The organism is Flavihumibacter solisilvae (assembly GCF_000814475.1).
In the GTDB taxonomy this organism is placed as follows: domain Bacteria; phylum Bacteroidota; class Bacteroidia; order Chitinophagales; family Chitinophagaceae; genus Flavihumibacter; species Flavihumibacter solisilvae.
Map to the genome: position 1 here is coordinate 56,897 of NZ_JSVC01000017.1, position 20,218 is coordinate 77,114.

17 protein-coding genes are annotated in these 20,218 nt (G+C 45.5%); 9 read left to right on the plus strand and 8 right to left on the minus strand.

All coding sequences use genetic code 11. The features are described 5' to 3' along the window. The first annotated feature begins 7 nt into the window (after window positions 1-7). The 3 genes from OI18_RS15515 to OI18_RS15525 are packed head-to-tail and all read left to right on the plus strand — an operon-like array spanning window position 8 to window position 2,512. Complete coding sequence (locus tag OI18_RS15515; protein WP_039141416.1) at window positions 8-418, plus strand: EVE domain-containing protein; 411 nt, start codon at window positions 8-10, stop codon at window positions 416-418. 47 nt (window positions 419-465) lie between these two features. Then, window positions 466-1,161 carry an SIR2 family NAD-dependent protein deacylase gene (locus OI18_RS15520; RefSeq protein WP_039141418.1) on the plus strand — a complete coding sequence of 232 codons (696 nt, stop codon included), beginning with the start codon at window positions 466-468 and terminating at the stop codon, window positions 1,159-1,161. 46 nt (window positions 1,162-1,207) lie between these two features. Continuing rightward, a complete protein-coding gene (locus tag OI18_RS15525; RefSeq protein WP_039141419.1) occupies window positions 1,208-2,512 on the plus strand; it encodes a hypothetical protein in 1,305 nt (434 codons plus the stop codon). Here the strand turns inward: OI18_RS15525 and OI18_RS15530 are convergent. The 3 genes from OI18_RS15530 to OI18_RS15540 form a co-directional block, all read right to left on the minus strand. Continuing rightward, window positions 2,499-2,699 carry a dodecin family protein gene (locus OI18_RS15530; RefSeq protein ID WP_039141420.1) on the minus strand — a complete coding sequence of 67 codons (201 nt, stop codon included), beginning with the start codon at window positions 2,697-2,699 and terminating at the stop codon, window positions 2,499-2,501. The genes OI18_RS15525 and OI18_RS15530 overlap by 14 nt on opposite strands. Before the next feature lie 28 nt (window positions 2,700-2,727). After that, window positions 2,728-3,042, minus strand: coding sequence for a hypothetical protein (locus OI18_RS15535; protein ID WP_152616847.1), 315 nt, complete (start codon window positions 3,040-3,042; stop codon window positions 2,728-2,730). An 89-nt stretch (window positions 3,043-3,131) separates the two neighbouring features. Next, window positions 3,132-4,133: a hypothetical protein gene (locus OI18_RS15540; protein ID WP_039141422.1), complete on the minus strand. Its 1,002-nt coding sequence runs from the start codon at window positions 4,131-4,133 to the stop codon at window positions 3,132-3,134. 216 nt (window positions 4,134-4,349) lie between these two features. On the opposite strand from OI18_RS15540, the gene gyrA reads away from it, so the two are divergent. Together gyrA and OI18_RS15550 are read left to right on the plus strand one after the other, a co-directional pair. Next, window positions 4,350-6,932 carry a DNA gyrase subunit A gene (gene gyrA / locus OI18_RS15545; protein ID WP_052273275.1) on the plus strand — a complete coding sequence of 861 codons (2,583 nt, stop codon included), beginning with the start codon at window positions 4,350-4,352 and terminating at the stop codon, window positions 6,930-6,932. A gap of 28 nt (window positions 6,933-6,960) precedes the next feature. Beyond that, the gene (locus OI18_RS15550) at window positions 6,961-8,244 is read left to right on the plus strand and encodes a tetratricopeptide repeat protein (protein WP_039141424.1); all 1,284 of its coding nucleotides are present in this window, start codon (window positions 6,961-6,963) and stop codon (window positions 8,242-8,244) included. A 316-nt stretch (window positions 8,245-8,560) separates the two neighbouring features. On the opposite strand, the gene serA is transcribed toward OI18_RS15550, so the two are convergent. Beyond that, window positions 8,561-9,793, minus strand: coding sequence for a phosphoglycerate dehydrogenase (gene serA / locus OI18_RS15555; protein WP_039141475.1), 1,233 nt, complete (start codon window positions 9,791-9,793; stop codon window positions 8,561-8,563). Window positions 9,794-9,931: 138 nt separating this feature from the next. Between serA and OI18_RS15560 the strand changes: the two genes are divergently transcribed. The 3 genes from OI18_RS15560 to OI18_RS15570 are packed head-to-tail and all read left to right on the plus strand — an operon-like array spanning window position 9,932 to window position 13,759. Next, window positions 9,932-11,143: a serine hydrolase domain-containing protein gene (locus OI18_RS15560; RefSeq protein ID WP_082037999.1), complete on the plus strand. Its 1,212-nt coding sequence runs from the start codon at window positions 9,932-9,934 to the stop codon at window positions 11,141-11,143. A gap of 26 nt (window positions 11,144-11,169) precedes the next feature. Continuing rightward, a complete protein-coding gene (locus OI18_RS15565; protein WP_039141425.1) occupies window positions 11,170-12,705 on the plus strand; it encodes a bifunctional ADP-dependent NAD(P)H-hydrate dehydratase/NAD(P)H-hydrate epimerase in 1,536 nt (511 codons plus the stop codon). 10 nt (window positions 12,706-12,715) lie between these two features. Continuing rightward, a complete protein-coding gene (locus OI18_RS15570; RefSeq protein ID WP_039141426.1) occupies window positions 12,716-13,759 on the plus strand; it encodes a proline iminopeptidase-family hydrolase in 1,044 nt (347 codons plus the stop codon). Here the strand turns inward: OI18_RS15570 and OI18_RS15575 are convergent. The 3 genes from OI18_RS15575 to OI18_RS15585 are packed head-to-tail and all read right to left on the minus strand — an operon-like array spanning window position 13,750 to window position 18,203. Beyond that, window positions 13,750-14,616, minus strand: a complete 867-nt coding sequence (locus tag OI18_RS15575) for a DMT family transporter (protein ID WP_039141428.1) — start codon at window positions 14,614-14,616, stop codon at window positions 13,750-13,752. The two genes, OI18_RS15570 and OI18_RS15575, sit on opposite strands and share 10 nt — an antisense overlap. Window positions 14,617-14,619: 3 nt before the next feature. Then, window positions 14,620-16,920 carry a GH92 family glycosyl hydrolase gene (locus tag OI18_RS15580; RefSeq protein ID WP_039141430.1) on the minus strand — a complete coding sequence of 767 codons (2,301 nt, stop codon included), beginning with the start codon at window positions 16,918-16,920 and terminating at the stop codon, window positions 14,620-14,622. Window positions 16,921-16,955: 35 nt separating this feature from the next. Further along, window positions 16,956-18,203: a DEAD/DEAH box helicase gene (locus OI18_RS15585; protein WP_039141432.1), complete on the minus strand. Its 1,248-nt coding sequence runs from the start codon at window positions 18,201-18,203 to the stop codon at window positions 16,956-16,958. An 84-nt stretch (window positions 18,204-18,287) separates the two neighbouring features. Here OI18_RS15585 and OI18_RS15590 point away from each other — a divergent pair, with 84 nt between their 5' ends. Beyond that, on the plus strand, window positions 18,288-19,607 hold the full coding sequence (locus OI18_RS15590) for an MATE family efflux transporter (protein ID WP_039141434.1): 1,320 nt from the start codon (window positions 18,288-18,290) through the stop codon (window positions 19,605-19,607). Here the strand turns inward: OI18_RS15590 and OI18_RS15595 are convergent. Further along, on the minus strand, window positions 19,604-20,200 hold the full coding sequence (locus OI18_RS15595; RefSeq protein ID WP_152616848.1) for a hypothetical protein: 597 nt from the start codon (window positions 20,198-20,200) through the stop codon (window positions 19,604-19,606). The two genes, OI18_RS15590 and OI18_RS15595, sit on opposite strands and share 4 nt — an antisense overlap. Window positions 20,201-20,218 lie beyond the last annotated feature (18 nt).

Here is a 20,218-nt window from a genome sequence, read left to right on the forward strand (position 1 = left end):
TATCATTATGGCATATTGGCTTGTTAAATCGGAACCTTTCAAATACAGCTGGGAGCAGTTTGAAAAAGACAAGAAGACTATGTGGGACGGAGTAAGAAATTATGCCGCCCGCAACAACCTGCGCTCAATGAAGAAGGGCGACAAAGTCCTTTATTATCATAGTAACGAAGGTCTTGAAATCGTAGGCATTGCACAGGTAGCGAAAGAAGCATACCAGGATCCTACAACGACAGAAGATGCATGGGTTGTCGTTGACCTTAAACCTGTAAAACGTTTGGCCAAATCCGTTAGCCTTACTGAAGTAAAGTCAGACAAAAGACTGGAAAATATGGCGTTGATAAGACTTGGCAGACTCAGCGTTCAGCCGGTCACAGATGATGAATGGAAGATTATCATGCAACTGGCAGGCGAAAAATAGCCTGTGCTGCATGGTGCCCGGCAAATAACAGCTTCGTACATTTAAATATGAATAAGAAGAAGCTTGTTGTATTGACAGGAGCGGGCATCAGTGCGGAAAGCGGATTGAAAACATTCCGCGACAGTGATGGCCTCTGGGAAGGATATGATATTGAAGAAGTAGCTACTCCACGCGCGTGGAAACGCGATCCGGCATTGGTGCTTGACTTCTACAACATGCGACGTAAAAATGTGCTCGCGGCAGAACCTAACAAAGCCCACCAGATCCTTGCATCATTCCAGGACAAATTTGACGTTCACATTATTACCCAGAATATCGATGATCTGCATGAAAGGGCCGGTTCATACAGTGTGCTTCACTTGCATGGAGAAATACTCAAAATGAGAAGTGACCAGGACCCGGCGCTTGTGCAGGAGATCCGGTCAGATATGATTTATGGCGCCTTGGCCCCTGATGGTCATGCCTGGAGACCTGATGTGGTGTGGTTTGAGGAACCTGTCCCACGAATCAGCCAGGCAGTGCCAATAGTTAGAAGTGCAGATATTTTCCTAGTCGTAGGAACATCCTTGCTTGTTTATCCGGCAGCCGGCCTGGTCGATTATGCGCCTCATGACATCCCCAGGTATATCGTGGATAAGAAGATTCCCTATGCGGGATCAATGTCGAATTTACATGCCATTGAAGGACCTGCGACTGAAGGGATGGCAAGACTTGCTGAGATGCTGAACAAGAACGACATTTAGTTTTTCACTAACAGGACCAGACAAAATAATCCCTTCTATTTGCAACATGAAGATCCCGCCTTCCCTTTTAATACTCTTGTTTAGTTATTCATCTTCCGCCCAGTTGCCTTCCTCTTTGATCCAGCTGAAGCAACATGTAGCAATAAAAGGTGACAGCCTGCCCGCTGGACAGGGTATTTATGATGCTAAAGGACTTCATTACCTGATACCCGTTTACAGGTGGGTGAAAAATACAGGGGAACAGGTTCAAATGATGAAGCCGGAACAATACTCTGCTTTATGCCGTGATCTTGCATTTGCCGGAGATTACACCTCGGCACCCGGCATTGGCCGGCTCCGATATGACTCGATGCCAAAGGAAGGTTATGACGACGCTCATCATTATGTTGACACTATGAAATCGGTAATGTTTCGGCCGGCAGCCAACTATATCCTCAATAGAGCCGCGGGGGAACAGGTAATTATGTTTAACGAATCGGCTCGCCAACCGATGCACCGGATTTTTCTGATGACCTTATTGCGACCATTGTATGAGGCGGGGTTTCGCTACCTTGCGATGGAAATGCTGCAAAACCGGGGCGTCCGTTCTATAACTGAAATGGATATGCGGGCCGGCTTTCTGGCTGCCGAACCCAATGCAGGCGAGTTAATCAGGAATGCTCTTGCACTGGGTTTCCAGGTTATTCCATATGAAGATACGGCGGCTCACAAGCATACCACATTGGGGAGAGACATCATTAGAGCAAATCAGCTCGCAACTATAATCAAAAAAGACTCCGGAGCACGAATTGTAGTGTTGGCAGGAGGGGTGCAGGTCAGTGAAAACAAGCTCAATGAAGATTTCGTACCCCTGGCTGCAGCATTCAGGCAGCAAACCGGTATTGACCCTTTTACCATCGATCAAACCGAACTCTCTCCTGGCAGTACATTTGAATATGGGCGCGTCTTTTATAGCGAGTTGCAGTCATCGCGGAAATTTAAAGAACCCGTGATCGCCTTTCGCAATAATTTACCTGTCAGTCTGCTCGAAAATGATATGTATGATATACAGGTGATCCATCCTGCCCAGGAATTGAAATACAACCGGCCCACCTGGTTGTCTGCAAACGGCAAACGTCTGGCTACGGCTGTCCGTCCAACTGAAAAGATGTTATATTTTGTGCAGGCTTACTATGCAAATGAAATGGAAACCAGGTCACTTCCACTTCTTGTACCGGCTGATCAGACATATGTTACAGGTTCTGACGGGTATTACTGGTTGTATTTGTCCCCCGCAAAGTATAAGCTTGTGCTACGGGATATCAATTATGCCATTCTTTCGGTGAAAGACCTGGATGTTACTCCACTCTGAATGACACTTTGCAAATGACACCATAACTCTGGATCTTGCCGTCCTTGACATGACATTTGATATCCTTGACAAATATGGAGTCGAGATTGCGTACAGTCTTGGAGACCTCTGTAACCGCATTCTGGATTGCATCTTCCAGTCCCTTTTCAGATGAGGCAATTACCTCGATGACTTTCACAATTGACATAGAAAATCGTTTAAAGTTGAATGGATATTTATTGCAGTAATTCAATATTGCCCAGTTCCATCGAGTTGTTATCAAAGAGGTCGATATCTGCTGTCAAATGGTCCTGGTAAGGAGCAATGGCATCGATCCAGACTCCATATACACCCGGCTTCACTTCCACATTCAACCGGGTTCCGGTTAAGGAAGCAGGAATAGTATCACCATTCCTGATCAGCCATACCTGACGGATGGCTTTTGCAGGGTGAATTTCCCCTTTGATGCTGCATACAGTTCTTTTTTTCGATGCCTCCAAAGTTGTAACAGCGGCTATGGTACAAAGAAGTACCCAGGTTGATTTGGTCATATTTCCGGTTTCTATGCTAACGGTTAAGCATATTTGAAGGTGTAAGTTATCCAAGCATCATGCCAAAGCAGCCCGCCATTGGACAATTGTCACTTACTTAATATGCCATTAATGCCCGTTATTCTTGTTTGAAATGCCGTACCTCTGTTGGTTTCGGGAATGCTAAGGGTTATTGTACTGTTTGCATTGAGCACAGGTATGGTAATGTATTCGGAATGGTGCAATTGCCGGTTCCGTTTCAGGAAATCCACGGCTATAACAACATTCTGTAATTGTTCACTACCATTATTGGACACCCTAAGTGACAGCCCCGTAATGCCTCCAAAGAAGCCGACACTGAATCCAGTAGCTTTGACGTCAATATACCTTCGCAAGGATGCAAAACGAAGTGACGGATTAGGTGGGAGAGATGGAACAGGGTCAATGGATTTCCGGGGGCGTGCGACAACAGGTGCCGCATCATTTTTACTGATAAGCTGGATTATTGCCGGCTCGTCCACAGAAGACTCCGCCGGTGCAGGGGCTGGTTCAATCCCGGGAACCTGGACTTTGACATTGACAGGATCGGTTCTCTCTGCCAGAAATGCTTTTTTATAAGTGCCGAAAAAGACTCCGCCAGAAATAAGGATCAAAAATGCTGCGGTAAGGGAAGCCAGGTAACTCTTCTTATGCAACTGGGAAAAGGTATAGGAAGAAGCGCCGGTATAATATTGGCTTTCCGGCAGGTAACTGTCTGTGCCGTTTTCCATCAGAACCGAGTGCAGGGACGGCGCGTTTTGCCGGACTTCAGCAATTGCGGTCCTTGCAGGAAGAATAACCGTTACATATCTCGTTTGGGGAATATTCTGTACAGAACGGGGCTTTTTTTCTGCAGATGCTTGAGAAGGAGGTGTATGGAACTGCACGTACAAGTCGTCAGTAACGGCAGGCGCGTAATTTCTGAATTCCTCGATTTCTGCAGGATACTTCCAGGATGCGCTTTTGCCGTCCGCCCATACCAGGTCATGGGCTTTCAGTCCCAGTTCCACGAGTTCCTGCCAGCCGTAAGGGCCGGTCTCCTTATTATCTCGCAACAATTTGTACTGTTGCATTGTCCGTCTATTAACTGTTAAATAAAGTTGGGCAGGGGTTGTGTCTGGTCGGGGCTATAAAAGTACAAAAAGGCATTGGATAACGCGTGGAAAAAAAGGACCAAATTTGGCCGTTTGGATAAGGTTTTGACACCTAAAAACGGTAGATTTGCCCACCTTCAAAAAAGGCCAATTTCTGATTAAAACAAGACCGTAGAATCGGTTAATATTTTACGCATGGAAGAAAATCTGACGCCACTGGAAACGAACGACTCCAACCGAATTATCCTGATCAATATTGAAGAGCAGATGAAGACCGCCTACATCGACTATTCCATGTCGGTGATTGTAGGTCGGGCCCTGCCGGATGTTAGGGATGGATTGAAGCCGGTTCACCGCCGGGTATTGTTTGCTATGAATGATCTCGGCATCACGTCAAACAAACCATACAAAAAATCTGCCCGTATCGTCGGGGAAGTACTTGGTAAGTACCATCCTCACGGTGATGCATCAGTATATGATACGATGGTGCGTATGGCCCAGGAATGGAGTATGCGCCACACTATGATTGATGGCCAGGGAAACTTCGGAAGCCAGGACGGCGATGGTCCTGCGGCAATGAGGTACACCGAAGTTCGCCTCGAGAAATTTGCTGAGGCGATGTTGGAAGATATCGATAAGGAAACTGTTGACTTCCAGCTGAACTTCGATGATTCACTGGAAGAGCCTACAGTGCTGCCCACCCGTATTCCCCAATTACTGGTAAATGGATCTACCGGTATCGCTGTAGGTATGGCTACAAATATGCTTCCCCACAACCTGGGAGAAGTGATCGATGGCTGTATCGCGTATATTGATAACCGTGAAATCACGGCGGAAGAACTGATCAAGTATGTAAAAGCACCTGATTTTCCCACAGGCGGAATGATCTGGGGAATGGATGGTGTGCGCCAGGGCATGACAACCGGAAGAGGTCGTGTGGTATTGCGTGGCAAGATGCATGTTGACACCAAACCCAGCGGTCGCGAGCAGATCATCATTACTGAAGTTCCATACCAGGTGAACCGTGACGCGTTGTGTGATAAGATCGGCCAACTGGTGATCAGCAAGACCATTGAAGGGATCGCTCACGTAAATAACGAGTCAAACCAGAAAGAAGGTACCAGGATCGTTATAGACCTTAAAAGAGATGCAGTTGCCAATGTTGTAATTAACCAACTGTACAAATTCACTGAGCTGCAGACATCTTTCGGTATCAATAACGTGGCCCTGGTAAAAGGTCGTCCGCGTACACTTAACGTGAGGGATCTCATTCATGAGTTCGTTGAATTCCGTCATGAAGTGGTGGTTCGCCGTACGCAATATGAATTAAAGGAGGCTCAGAAACGTGCGCATATCCTCCAGGGATACCTGATTGCTCTGGATCATCTCGATGAAGTAATTGCTATGATCCGTCGTTCTCCCACACCTGATATCGCCCGTGAAAACCTGGTGGGTGCAGGCTGGGGATTGGACGATGTTCAGGCCAAGGCGATTCTTGAAATGAGGTTACAGCGCCTTACGGGCATGGAAAGGGAAAAGATTCGTGAAGAATTCGACCAGCTTATGAAACTAATCGCACACCTGCAGGAGTTGCTTGCAAATGAGGGTATGCGTTATGATGTGATCAAAACAGAACTGGCGGAGGTTAAAGACAAATTTGCTACCCCACGCAAATCTGAGATTACTTACCTGGCGGATGAAATGAACATCCTTGATTTCATTCCGGAAGAAGATGTAGTGATCACTATCTCGCACCTTGGATATATCAAACGCACATCGGCAACTGAATTTCGCCAGCAACGCCGTGGCGGCCGTGGAGCTTTGGGAGGTAAGACCCGCGATGAAGATTATATTGAACATATATTTGTAGCGTCCACCCACCACACCATGCTTTTCTTCACAGAAAAAGGACGGTGTTACTGGCTGAAAGTGTATGAGATTCCGGAAGGCGAAAAAAACAGCAAGGGCAGGGCAATCCAGAATCTTATGCAATTACCGCCTGATGACAAGGTTAGGGCGATCATTGACGTGTCAAACCTGGACGATAAAGAGTTTGTACAACAGCACTACATTTTGTTATGTACCAAACAGGGAGTGATCAAGAAGACTCTCCTGGAAGATTTCAGCCGGCCCCGTCAGACAGGTGTTAATGCTATTACCATCATTGAAGGTGACCAGCTGCTGGATGCCCGGATGACGGATGGCAGTTGCGAGATCATGATGGCGGTGAAAAGCGGAAGGGCCATAAGGTTCCCGGAAGATAAGGTGCGGCCGACAGGTCGGGGTGCTATCGGGGTTGGTGGCATAGAAGTTGACGAAAAGAATGATGAGGTGATTGGCATGATATGTGTCAAGAAGGACGATACGGAAAAAACGGTGTTGGTGGTGAGTGAGAAAGGATTCGGAAAACGAACGCCGATTGACGAATACCGTATTACCAACCGCGGTGGGAAAGGGGTTAAGACCATCAGTGTAACGGATAAGACCGGACCTTTGGTGGGAATTCTGGATGTTAAGGAATCCGAAGACCTGATGATTACCTGTAAGAGCGGCCTTACAATCCGGACAGGCATCGCTGATATCCGTGAAGCTGGTCGCGCAACGCAGGGTGTCAAACTGATTTCCCTCCAGGGCGGAGATGAAATTGCAGCCATCACAAAGCTGGACGAACTTGAAACATCATCCGTTTCTGAAGAAACCGAAGCTGCCGGCAACATTGAACCCGGCTCAGAAAATTTGGATAACGGTGATGAACAAATGCAACCTTCCGCTGAGTAATTCTAATCTTACTAATAAATAAAGACTGATGAAAAAGCTCCTACTAACCATGATGTTTGCTTCAGCTGTTGTGGCCGCATCTGCCCAGAACCTGGATAAGATACAGGCTAACTTAAAGGCGAAAAAGTATTCAGAAGCTAAGACCCAGATCGACCAGTTCCTGGCAAATGAAAAGAACGCCAAAAATGCCGAAGGCTGGTATACAAAGGCCAAAGTATATAATGAAATCTCACAGGATGCCACAGTCGCGTCTTCAACACCAGACGCAAGGTGGACCGCCTTTGAATCCCTGAAGCAATATGTAACGCTGGATGATAAAGGCCAGTTGGTTTCACTAAAACTGGACAACTATAAACCAATCATGGATGTTTACCAGGGTTATTTTAAGGCTGGGGCAGATGACTATAATGCAAACCGTTTTGAACCCGCATTCACTAATTTTAAAAACTGTCTTGCCGTAAGTGAATACATGGCCCAGCAAAAATGGAGCAATGTTGCCATGGACACCACGGTAATTCTATATGCCGGTATCAGCGCTGAGAAATCAGGCAAGCGCGATGATGCAGCGGTTTACTATGCAAAACTGGCGGATGCTAAAGTAGCTGGTGAAGGCATGGTGGAAATCTACAAATGGCTGGTTGATTATTATTATAACCAGAAAAAAGATCCTGCAACCGCAGCAAAATACTTAGAGCTCGGTAAATCAGTTTATCCAACAGATGCTTTCTGGGCCGCTTATGACCTTGATATGGCAAGGGACAAAGGTGACAAAGCTGAACTATTTAAAAAATATGAAGCTGTTCTGGCCGGTGACCCGAGCAATACTGCCATTCGCTACAATTATGCAGTGGAGCTGTACCAGGAAGGTTACAAACCCGAAGTTGCCCAGCGCCCGGCAAATTCTGCGGAGCTAATCACAAAAGCTGATGAAAACCTGAAAAAAGTGATCGAACAAAAGCCGGATTATGCCGCAGCTTACCTGGTTCTTGGACAAATCCAGTACAACCAGGGCGTGGATCTTAATAACCAGAATAAGGCTATCCGTCCGCCATCTGGTGGCAAACTGAAACCGGAAGAACTTAAGAAAAAGGAAGAGCTTCGCGGTCAGATCACCCAGAAATTCGATGCTGCGATACCTTATTTTGAAAAAGTCGATGCGTTGCTGGGTGGCCAGGGTAAATTGAAAATGGAAGACAAAGGATATCTGAAAGATGCCTATGATCTGCTGATCACTATCTACGATAACAAAGGCAACAAAGAAAAACTCAAGGCTTACGAAGAGAAGTTCAACAACGTCGATAAAGTTCACTAATCGAATTATTTTTCATAGAAAAGCCGTCCATAGTGGACGGCTTTTTTTATGTGGGTGATCAGCTAAAATATTTGATTATCAGAAATTTGTAAGATTTACCAACCGCTTAATTGGACAAGAAACTATGCTGCTGGGGCAATAGCTTCATTAACAATGGGCAGATTTCGCCCGCCCGTTGAAATTGCTCATTTGCGTTCATTTCAGGCAGTACTATTTGTCCATAATTTATATTATGTTAAATACCTTATTGGGGAAAAAGGACGCTGCCCCGGCCTCCTTGTTTCAACTGGAATTACCGTGAATAGCGTCCCATGGATTAGTATAAAAGACGGACTTTGATAGTTTCTTTAACCTCCCGGAGTAATTTCTGGGCCTGGCTTGATAGTTTCTTGTCAACGTCAAGCACTACATAGCCGATGTCCTCGTTGGTCTTGAGATACTGTGCAAGGATGTTTATTTTATTGTTGGATAGCTCAGTGTTGATTGCTGAAAGTACACCGGGTACGTTCCGGTGAATATGTAGAATTCTATGCGTTCCTTCCTGTGGTGGCAAGCTGAGCGGCGGAACGGTATGTGATCCAAATGTATTACCCATTTCCAGATACTGGTACAGTTTCATGCTCACGTCCTCACCGATATTCTGCTGGGCTTCTTCAGTTGACCCTCCTATATGCGGCGTCAGGATTACATTTGGAAGATCCTGGACCGGTGATTCGAAGCTATCACCGTTTTTCTCCGGTTCCCAGGGAAAAACATCTATTGCAGCGCCTGATAATTGCCCGTCAATCAATGCTTTCCTCAATGCGTCGAGGTCAACTACTTCACCCCGGGCATAATTGAGAAGAATACAGCCCTTTTTGAATTGCTTAAGGGTGGTTTTGTTGATCATGTTCTTGGTCTGTGCAGTTTCTGGTACATGCAAAGTCACGATGTCCGCCTGGGATACCACTTCTTTTAATGTTTTTCCGTTCACGGCATTTCCCAATGGAAGCTTTGTAAGGATATCATAGTAAAGAACTTTCATTCCGAATGCTTCAGCAAGAATACTTACCTGCGTTCCAATATTCCCATAACCGATGATCCCTAAAGTTTTACCGCGTAGTTCAAAACTGCCTTTGGCATCTTTCATCCAAACTCCGTTATGTGCCGCTTTATTCTTGTCGGGAATCCGGCGGATCAGCATAATCGACAGCCCAATCACCAGTTCCGCGACTGAACGGGTATTGGAATATGGTGCGTTGAAGACTGCAACTCCATTTCTTGTAGCAGCTTTCAGATCAACCTGGTTCACACCGATGCAGAAACAGCCAATTGCCTGCAATTTTGTAGCGGCTGCAAGTACTTTTTCTGTAACCTGGGTCTTCGACCTGATTCCCAGCAGGTGCACGTCCTTGATTTCTTTTATCAGATCCGCTTCAGAAAGTGCCCCTGTAAATTTTTTTACCGAGGCATATCCCATTTGCTGAAAGTGTTTTACTGCCTTGTCACTGATGTTTTCGAGGAATAAAATGTTAATCTTGTCCTTGGGGTAACTCGTAGTAGGTTCCATAACTTTTGCTTGCGATTTGCAAATATGCCTGATTTCTGTCATAAAAAAAGCCAAGAAATTGCCTGCGGCATAAGATTTGAGCTGGCTTTTCCGTTATATTCGCGTAAAACGAGATCCATACCTGCAAAATAGAACCTCTTGAAAAACAGATTCGTACAATTGCTCATCGTTTCTGCAGTCCTGTACGGCTGCGGTCAGAATCCGGCCACTTTAACCGGGAATATCGTGCCAGCCCACCCACCGGTAATCACTGCCTCCCTTAATTTTGCTGATAAAGAGACTGTCACCAGGTATGAATCGGCCATTAATTCTTTTTTTGACCGGAATTTCGGCAGCCGCGGCTTCAATGGCTCTTTCCTGGTCGCGAAAGACGGTGAGATCCTTGCTGAAGGTTACAGGGGGTTCAGGGATCCGGTTCAAAAAAACAGTGTTTTAGGCGAGCATGACGCTTTTCACCTTGCTTCCGTTTCAAAAACGTTTACTGGAATGGCCATTCTGAAGCTCTGGGAAGACGGAAAATTAGGACTCGATGACGACCTTTCATTATACTTTGATAAGTTTCCTTACCCTGGAACTACCATAAAAATGCTGTTGAATCATCGCAGCGGATTACCGAATTACACCAATTACCTGGATGTTTATAAATGGGATAGAAAGAAATTTGTAACAAACCTGGATGTTCTGGCCTCCCTTTATAAAATGCGACCGTCGCTGCAGTTTCCTACCGGCAAGCGATTCAGTTATTGCAATACTAATTATGCTCTTCTGGCCCTTATAGTTGAAAAAGTTTCCGGCATCAGTTACCACGATTACATGCAGCAGACTTTCTTCACTCCATTGCAGATGAATGACACATATGTTTTTCAACAGGAGGACCTTGACAGGTCACTGCCTTCATATGAGTGGAATAATCGCAAATATGGCCTGGAATTTATGGACCTGGTTTATGGCGATAAAAACATCTACAGCACAGTCAGGGATATGTTGAAATGGGACCAGGCTCTTTACAATGGACAACTATTCAAAGATTCCACACTTGCCGCAGCGTTCACTGGATATAGTTATGAAAAAGCAGGTAAACGCAATTATGGTTTAGGCTGGCGTTTGTCTGAGATTGAGAACGGTAAGAAAATCGTTTATCATAATGGCTGGTGGCATGGTAATAACACCGTTTTCATCCGGCTGCCGGAAGAAAAGGCAACAATCATTCTCCTGGGAAACAAGTATAACCGGAACATTTACCGCGCCAAACAACTATGCGACCTGTTCGGAGATTACAAACAAAGCAACAACCTTTTCCAGGAAACTGATGGCGATCCGGTTACTATTGCTGCAGGTGGTTCACAGTAACCGCCCTTTTTTGTGTACATTCCAATATGGTTGTACTTACAGCTGACCAGGTCAGGGCATGGGACAGGTTCACTATTCAACATGAACCCATTTCTTCGATTAACCTGATGGAACGGGCAGCAAAATGCTGCACTGAATGGCTTTGCACAAACCTCCCTTCAAGCCAGTCATCCTATTATATTTTCTGCGGTAAAGGAAACAACGGTGCTGATGGTCTCGCCATTGCACGAATGCTGTATGAAGTTGACAGGCAGGTTGACGTATTTATCCTCGAATTTGGTAGTTCCGGGACTGCTGAATTTCAACAGAATCTTCAACGTCTGCATCCGCTACCAGTCGGCATCCACTATATCCAGACCGGATCAGGATTTCCTATCGTGCCCCCGGGCGTCATTATTATAGATGCTTTATTAGGCACCGGAACTACCCGGCCTGTCGAAGGTGAAATGAGGGCGCTTATTGAATTAATCAATGCCAGCCCCAATCCCACCATTAGTATAGATATGCCTTCTGGACTGTTTGCCGACCAAAGTACTATTCCATTTTCAAGTGTCAGGGCAGCATTTACCCTTACATTCCAATGTCTTAAACCAGCGCAACTCCTGGCTGAAAATGCTGCAGCAATTGGTGACCTGCAAGTAATGGATATTGGTCTCTTGCCCCGATACCTGAACCAGGTACAACCTGAATACGAACTTACCGGCAAAACATTGTCACAAAGTATCATCCGACCAAGGAATAATTTCTCCCATAAGGGTGAATTCGGTCATGCACTCCTGTTAGCAGGCTCCTTTGGCAAAATGGGAGCTGCTGTACTTGCTGCAAGGGCATGCCTCAGATGTGGACCCGGTCTCCTCTCCTGTTTTGTTCCCGAAAAGGGGATAAGTATCATGCAAATGGCCGTACCGGAAGCGATGGTTGTCAGATCGACCAATTCCGATCATGAAAAAACTAACGCGAATGACGAGCATCTTGGTGGTGATTTACCTCCTTTACATCAATACCAGACGATCGGATGTGGTCCAGGCATTGGCACCAACCCTGCAACAGTGCAACTTTTTAAGGAACTTATTGCCAATTTCCGGAAACCAATGGTCCTGGATGCTGACGCGCTAAATATCTTATCACAAAATCAGGATTTATTCCCGTCACTCCCCCCCTTTTCAATTCTTACCCCTCATCCCAAAGAGTTTGAAAGACTTGCTGGAAAATCAGCAAATGAAACAGAAAGGATCAATAAGGCGCGGGAACTTGCAAAAAAGCATCAACTTATCTTTGTTCTTAAAGGACATCATAGTTTAATTGCCATGCCAGGCGGCAGTGCCTATTTTAATATGAGTGGAAATGCTTCCATGGCCAAAGGAGGAAGTGGTGATGTGCTGACAGGGATGCTAACGGGATTACTTTGCCGCGGTTATACACCAGAACAGGCGGCATTGCTGGGAGTGCATTTGCACGGGCTCGCGGGGGAATTTGCAAGTGCTGACCTGGGTATGGAATCAGTTCTAGCTGGTGATATTTCCGATCATATAGCCAAAGCATTCATTTATTTAACTTCCTAAAACTACTTTTATGAGATCAGGGTTGTTGATCCTGCTTTGTTCAGCATTGCTGTTTATTACGGCAGTTTCCGGATGTAGCGATCAGTCGCAGCATAACCATGAAGCAAATAGTCTTTACCTGACTTCAACTGATACAGGAATCAGGACAGGTGGGGTTAAAGTGATTTCTGTCAATACACCAAAGGGGAACTTTAAGGTCTGGACAAAAAGTATTGGCAACAATCCTAAAACCAGGATATTACTTCTAAACGGTGGACCAGGCGCAACGCATGAGTATTTCGAATGCATGGAAAGCTTTTTACCCGCAGAAGAGATATCGTTTATTTATTATGACCAGCTGGGTTGCGGAAATTCAGACAATCCAAATGATACTGCACTGTGGGATCTTGCCCGTTATGTGGAAGAAGTAGAACAGGTAAGAAAGGCTTTAAACCTTGACAAAAACAATTTTTATCTTCTTGGACATTCATGGGGAGGGATCCTGGCTATGGAGTATGCCCTTAAGTACCAGCAGAACCTGAAGGGGCTGATCATTTCAAATATGATGTCAAGTTGCCCGGATTACGGGAAATATGCCGAAAATACCCTCGCCCCACAAATGGACCCCGTTGTGCTCGATACGATCCGGCAATTGGAAGCCAGGAAGGATTTTAGCAATCCCAGGTATATGGACTTGTTGATGCCTAATTTTTATGTAAAACATATTTGTCGGATACCGCTTGATAAGTGGCCGGAACCTATGACAAGATCATTCAGCAAAATGAACCAGTCGCTTTATGTTACTATGCAGGGACCAAGTGAGTTTGGCATTTCAGGTAAATTGGTTAATTGGGATAGGAAAGCTGACTTGCCTAAAATTGCCGTGCCCACACTCACCATCGGTGGTAAATACGATACGATGGATCCTGAACACATGAAGTGGATGTCACAACAGGTAAAAAAAGGCAGCTTTCTCTATTGCCCTGAAGGTAGCCACATGAGCATGTACGATGACCAGGAAACCTATATGAAAGGAATCATCAGCTTTATCAGGAAAGCGGAGGGTCACGATTGAGCCTTATATCTTTGGACGAGCCATAATCCGAAAATCACCATAGCCACCCCAACGGCCGTAAAAATGCTTAATGGCTCATGAAGGGTTATAGCTGCAATCAGGAAACCGAATACCGGGCAAAGGTATAACCAATACGAAGCTGAAACAGGTGATCGTTTTAGTAAAACCATCCATGCCTGTACAGCGGCGATTGAAACAGGTATGGCAAGCCAGAGCACACTGCCAAAAAAACGGAAGTCAAACTTATTCACCTCTCCCTTATAACTCAAAGCAGCAAACGGAAGCAGAAATAATCCCCCAAATAAGGTTTGCCAACCATTGATCGTAAGTATGTCAAGGTTATTCCACTTCGAACGGGAATAATAAATTGCGCCACCGGAATAAGCTACCATACTTATCAATAGTATCCCAAGTCCCTCAGGCGTTGAGTAACTATTCTCTAGTAATGGGTAAGCCGCCAGCAATACTCCACCGCTGCACAGAATCAGGCTTATCACATTTATCCCCGTAATTCTATGGCCGAAGAGTAGCGAAGCCATAAAACTGATAAGGACAGGGTTTATTGCGATAGCGAGACTTGCCAGTCCGGCCGATGTTGTCTGCATCGCCAATACATATAAACCCAGGTAAATAGTGATGTTCAGCAAGCCATAAATCATGATCTGTCGCCATTCCCCCGCACGGGGAAGACGATTTCCCATGAACACATGGGAAATCGCCGTCATCAATATCCCGGCAATTGCAAAACGTGTAACTGCCAGTACAAATGGCTGGGCGGATTGCAGACCGATTTTTGTGGCTGCTGCAGCTGACGCCCAGAGAAAAGCAAAGACTATTCCGAGCCAGATAAATTTCATGGTTTAAAATCCCTTGTTTCCTGCTTCGGTTGAAAATGAATAAGGCCGGCTGTCAGCACCTGTCCCTCTTTTTTTATTTGGTGTTGAAGCCATTTTAAATTGAAGCGTGCCTCCTTTCATTATTGCAGTATGGGAAAGCCAGTTCTTATCACTAACAACATTGTTTATCCGAAGTTCTTCCACGTATGGCATGTTATCGTTGTTGCCGGGTGCCTGAACCTGCAGCACTTTTCCATTTTCGAGCTGCACTGTAATTTTCCTGAACAAGGGACTTCCCAATACGTATTGATCAGTAGCAGGGCAAACAGGGTAAAATCCGAGGGCGCTGAATACGTACCACGCAGATGTTTGCCCGTTATCTTCGTCACCACAATAGCCGTCGGGTGTAGCCTTGTAAAGTTTATTCATTGCTGTTCGACTCCAATACTGGCTTTTCCAGGGCTCTCCGGCATAATTATATAGGTAAATCATGTGTTGAATGGGCTGGTTGCCGTGTGCATACTGCCCCATGTTCATGATCTGCATTTCACGTATCTCGTGTATCACTGAACCGTAATAACTTTGATCGAAAACAGGTGGCATAACAAATACTGAATCAAGCATCTTAACAAAGTCTCTTTCGCCGCCCATAAGATTCACAAGTCCTGCAATATCATGAAATACACTCCAGGTGTAATGCCAGCTATTCCCTTCCGTAAATGCATCTCCCCATTTGAAAGGGTTAAAAGGCGTCATGAATTTTCCATCTTTGTTTTTTCCGAGCATAAGCTTTGTCGATGGATCAAACAGGTTCCTGTAATTCTGGCTTCTTTTTGCATACAATTCGATCTCAGCCTTCGGTCTTTTCAATGCTTTTGCCAGTTGATAGATGGTAAAGTCGTCATATGCATACTCCAGTGTCCTGGCCGCATTTTCATTGATCTTAACGTCATATGGAACATACCCGAGTTCATTGTAATATGAGACCCCTTTGCGGCCAACTGCTGTCAGCGGGCCCTCATTATTAGCTCCATGTAACAATGCCTCGTAGAGGATATTGATATCATAACCACGCAACCCTTTCATATAAGCATCCGAAACGACAGCTGCAGAGTTATTTCCCACCATTACATCACGAAATCCCGGACTCGACCATTCAGGTAGGAAACCACCTTCTTTGTAGGCATTGATCAGTCCTTCCTGCATTTCTTTGTTGATCCCAGGATATACGAGGTTTAGCAGCGGATATAATGCACGGAATGTATCCCAGAATCCGGTACCCGCAAATAAATAACCGGGAAGCACCTTACCGTTATATGGACTGTAGTGAACAATTTTACCTGATGCGTCTATCTCATAATGTTTTTGCGGAAACTGGATCGTCCTGTAAAGACAGGAATAAAAAGTACGAAGCTGATCTACCGATCCACCCTCAGCCACGATTTTTTTCAACTGTGTATTCCAGGCACTTTTTGCTTTCTTCATCGTTTCATCAAAATTGTCCCGGGCCAGTTCACGATTGAGGCTGATCTCTGCCTGCTCAAAACTTATAAATGACGATGCGGTGCGAACATGCAGTTGTTCTCCTTTTGTTGTTTTAAAACCAACAATTGCACCGGTGTGATTCGATGTATATTCCAGTGTATCTTTTGCCAGCATGTTGTCATGCCACGCATGGGCAACTTCAAAGGGTCGATCGAAGAACAGTACGAAATAGTTCCTGAACTCCTTTGACACCCCACCACTGTTGCGGGTTGTGTAGCCAATGATTTTTCTCTCGGCAGGAATAATTTTGATATATGAGCCTTTGTCAAATGCATCAACAACGATAAACGAACTGTCGGACTGAGGAAAAGTGAACCTGAATTGAGCTGCCCTCTCAGTTGGAGTAAGTTCCGTAGTTACATCTGCATCTGCGAGGTATACATTATAGTAATAAGGCTTGCTGATCTCTGTCTTATGTGAAAACCAGCTTGCTCTTTCTTCCTCATTGAAGACCATTTTATTGACTACCGGCATAATAGAAAACTGGCCATAATCGTTCATCCATGGTGAAGGCTGGTGGGTCTGTTTGAATCCACGTATTTTATCAGCGCTGTATTGGTAAGTCCAGCCATTCCCCATTTTATTGGTTTGAGGTGTCCAGAAATTCATTCCCCATGGCACAGCGATGGCTGGATAGGTGTTACCGTTAGACAAACTTGGCTTTGAATCAGTTCCCATAAGCGGATTCACCCATTCAACAGGGTCTTCAGCCGGAGATACGGACTGGGCAAAAATGGAACTACCAACAATGCAAAGGGATAGCGCAAATAAGTATTTCATATTCAAATATTCCTGTATTTATTATTGATGTTGAATTATTTCTTCTTTTTCTTACGCCTGCTGTCATTCAGATTTGCCTGTTCCTCCAGCAAGTGGCGCCAGTTATCATGTGGAATTTCTTCAGAAAATGCTATGGTTTCGCGGTATGAGCTTTTATCGATTATCATTTCTTTGATCTCTTTGCCGATATATTCCTGGATGGCGCCCAAAGATTTCTTCTCCTCAGAGCTGCAGAAAGAAACGGCCAAACCTTTTTTCACCCCCCTGCCCGTGCGACCAACACGGTGAACATAATTTTCAGGTAAATCGGGTAAATCATAGTTAACCACGTAGTCCACTCCGGGAATGTCTATACCCCTGGCATTTACATCCGTGGTAATGAGCATTTTAACCTGTCCGCTTGTGAATTCCGACATAGCTTCAAGGCGATTTTCCTGCTCTTTACCGCCGTGCATAACTACTGCGTTCAGGCCTACCCGGTGCATCGCACTGTAAACCCTTTCAGCTCTTACCTTCGTCCGTACAAATACGAGGATCTTTTTATCTGGAAGTTCTTTTGCCAGGCGTTCCAGGAAAAAACGCTTGTCATCCATTTCAACATAAGCGACAGAATGATCAACATTCTTCGACACCGGATCTTCCGGAGACACCTGGATACGGATGGGGTTCCTTACGATGGAATATGCAAGGTCCTTGATTTCGCTATTGATTGTTGCGGAGAAAAATAAAGTCTGGTGGTTGGGAGGCAAAAGCCGGATCACATCCCTGATATCTTTAATAAATCCAAGATCAAGCATATGGTCTGCTTCATCGAGAACAAGCACCTGGACAGTCGCCAGGTTCAGCGCTTTCTGGTGAATAAGGTCGAACATCCTTCCCGGAGTTGCGATCAGTACGTCCACACCCTGTTTGAGTTTCCTGATCTGATCATCCTGTTCTATACCACCAAAGATTGCAAGAATTTCCAGGTCTGTATATTGACCAATCTGTTCAAATACCGTGGCGATTTGTACGGCTAGCTCCCGGGTAGGTACCATAACCAGGCAACGTAGTTTACTTTGTCGTCGTTTACGAAAACGACTATCCTGTCGCCACAGCTCATGTAATATGGGAATGGCAAATGCGGCGGTCTTCCCCGTGCCGGTCTGGGCGATCGCGAGTACATCCTCTCCTTTCAGGATAGACGGAATAGCCTTAAACTGAATGTCAGTAGGTCGTTTAAAGCCCAGTTCGGCTAAACTCTCCTTAATGTCAGCTGAAATATTGTATTGCTCAAATTTCATGTAAAATTCATCGCCGGTTCCCGGCGGTTGCCAAAGGTATTGTTTTCTGATCTTTCCTAGATTTGCAATCCTTTATACCTGTTTATGTTGAGAAAGGAAGCTTCAAATACGCTCAGACTGGCATTTCCCATCATCATTGGTGAACTTGCCCAGATGGCATTGCATATCATTGATACTGCAATGGTCGGTGCAATCAGTTACAAACAGCTTGCCGCCGCTTCACTGGTAATCAATTCACTCAATATTCCATTTGTGATCGGCATAGGAATGACCATCTCTGTGTCACAAATGGTTTCAATGGCACATGGCCGTCGCGATTCGCAGCTCGTCTCGCACTACTTCTTCAATGGTTTTATCCTCTGCACCATCACTGCAATCCTTATTTCGGCGTTGTTGGTTTCCGGACGTTCGGTTCTCTATCATCTTAAGCAGGATCCGGAAGTCGTGGAACTGGCGGTTCCCTTTATGAAACTGATGGGGATGTCGATTGTACCTATGCTGCTATTTATGACACTGAAGCAATTTACCGACGGTCTCGAATTTACAAAGACTGCGATGGTGCTTTCCCTATGTGCCCTGCCTTTGAATACATTTCTCAACTGGCTGCTCATTTATGGCAACTGGGGCTTTCCGCGCCTTGAACTATTGGGGGCTGGTTGGGCAACACTCATTTCCCGAACAATAATTTTTATCGTCCTGGCAACGGTGATACTCTGGCATCCAACTTTTCGACGCTACGTAGCCGTAAGGAAAAGTCAATGGGTACTCAGGCGGAAAACGATACGGGACCTGTTACACATCGGGATCCCCAGCAGTCTGCAAATCGGTATGGAGGCAGGTGCATTTGCCGTCTCTGGAATCATCATCGGTACAATTGGCGCCGTTGCTCAGGCTTCCCACCAGATTGCCCTGAGTTGCGCATCCTTTACTTTTATGGTGTCAATGGGGTTGGCACAGGCGGGTTCAATACGCGTAAGCAATGCTTTTGGCCGCGGCGACTGGCCAAAAATTGGAGAAATAGGCAAAAGCACCCTAATTACTGCGTTGATTTATGGCGCAATCTGTGCAGCCGGCTTCACCATTTTCAGGGACCAGTTGCCCCTGTTGTTCAACAAAGACAATAATGTAATACTGTTGGCATCTACCCTACTATTGTTTGCCGCTGTTTTCCAGGTTTCCGATAGTACACAGGCAATCGGGGCAGGATTATTAAGGGGTATAAAAGATGTTCGCCGGCCTACAATACTTGTAGCCGTCGCATATTGGGTAATTGGTCTTCCGCTAGGTTACCTGCTCGCGTTTTCTTTCGACCTGGGAGCCCAGGGCATGTGGATAGGACTTATTGCCGGATTAAGTTTTGCCTCGTTTTTCCTCATTACCAGGTTCCTGAAAATGACACGTTAAAAGACACTTTTTTTCAGTAGCCCCGTCACAAATTTCTTCCATTGCGGCTTATTGAATCCCAGCATGGCTGCTACGCTAATAATTAAATTCCGTATCGCATCCAGCCAGCCGGCATGCCCAATATTCGGTTTCTCGTTCCTGCCGAAAACAGCAGCCTTCACACTTTTACCTGACCTTTCCAAATAAAATGTACTGGTAGCTTCATCGGTAAAGAAATGGGCAATATGTTTCTTTTGTGGAATCGGCGGCACAGCCGGACGTACACTCATAGCGATGCTGGACATGTCACTCGTCCATTTTTCTTCGATATTCTCGACCCTTACCCATTCAAAGCCGTCTCCATCTGAAGGGCCCGGTACATTAGGAATTGAAATCCGGATAAAGTCATCCTGCTTAGCCATTGCATGTAGTTGCTCTCCCATTTCGTTTACCAGCTGAAATCTTGCTCCGCCCCCTGCGATCCTGTGCCAATCATTTACGTTTAGCAGAGATTCTCTTGCCCTGTTATATATTATTGATGCTTCTAGGGACCTCCCCGAACTGACCTTATAACAAGTTGTAGATTGGCTTCCCTTTACCTGCCTGGGTATCATCTCAATTAATTTTAGTGC

Excerpts from the sequence above, each read along its gene's own strand:
- OI18_RS15515 (WP_039141416.1), top strand. The coding sequence starts at position 8 with ATGGCATATTGGCTTGTTAAATCGGAACCTTTCAAATACAGCTGGGAG.
- OI18_RS15520 (WP_039141418.1), top strand. The coding sequence starts at position 466 with ATGAATAAGAAGAAGCTTGTTGTATTGACAGGAGCGGGCATCAGTGCG.
- OI18_RS15525 (WP_039141419.1), top strand. The coding sequence starts at position 1,208 with ATGAAGATCCCGCCTTCCCTTTTAATACTCTTGTTTAGTTATTCATCT.
- OI18_RS15530 (WP_039141420.1), bottom strand. The coding sequence starts at position 2,699 with ATGTCAATTGTGAAAGTCATCGAGGTAATTGCCTCATCTGAAAAGGGA.
- OI18_RS15535 (WP_152616847.1), bottom strand. The coding sequence starts at position 3,042 with ATGACCAAATCAACCTGGGTACTTCTTTGTACCATAGCCGCTGTTACA.
- OI18_RS15540 (WP_039141422.1), bottom strand. The coding sequence starts at position 4,133 with ATGCAACAGTACAAATTGTTGCGAGATAATAAGGAGACCGGCCCTTAC.
- gyrA (WP_052273275.1), top strand. The coding sequence starts at position 4,350 with ATGGAAGAAAATCTGACGCCACTGGAAACGAACGACTCCAACCGAATT.
- OI18_RS15550 (WP_039141424.1), top strand. The coding sequence starts at position 6,961 with ATGAAAAAGCTCCTACTAACCATGATGTTTGCTTCAGCTGTTGTGGCC.
- serA (WP_039141475.1), bottom strand. The coding sequence starts at position 9,793 with ATGGAACCTACTACGAGTTACCCCAAGGACAAGATTAACATTTTATTC.
- OI18_RS15565 (WP_039141425.1), top strand. The coding sequence starts at position 11,170 with ATGGTTGTACTTACAGCTGACCAGGTCAGGGCATGGGACAGGTTCACT.
- OI18_RS15570 (WP_039141426.1), top strand. The coding sequence starts at position 12,716 with ATGAGATCAGGGTTGTTGATCCTGCTTTGTTCAGCATTGCTGTTTATT.
- OI18_RS15575 (WP_039141428.1), bottom strand. The coding sequence starts at position 14,616 with ATGAAATTTATCTGGCTCGGAATAGTCTTTGCTTTTCTCTGGGCGTCA.
- OI18_RS15580 (WP_039141430.1), bottom strand. The coding sequence starts at position 16,920 with ATGAAATACTTATTTGCGCTATCCCTTTGCATTGTTGGTAGTTCCATT.
- OI18_RS15585 (WP_039141432.1), bottom strand. The coding sequence starts at position 18,203 with ATGAAATTTGAGCAATACAATATTTCAGCTGACATTAAGGAGAGTTTA.
- OI18_RS15590 (WP_039141434.1), top strand. The coding sequence starts at position 18,288 with ATGTTGAGAAAGGAAGCTTCAAATACGCTCAGACTGGCATTTCCCATC.
- OI18_RS15595 (WP_152616848.1), bottom strand. The coding sequence starts at position 20,200 with ATGATACCCAGGCAGGTAAAGGGAAGCCAATCTACAACTTGTTATAAG.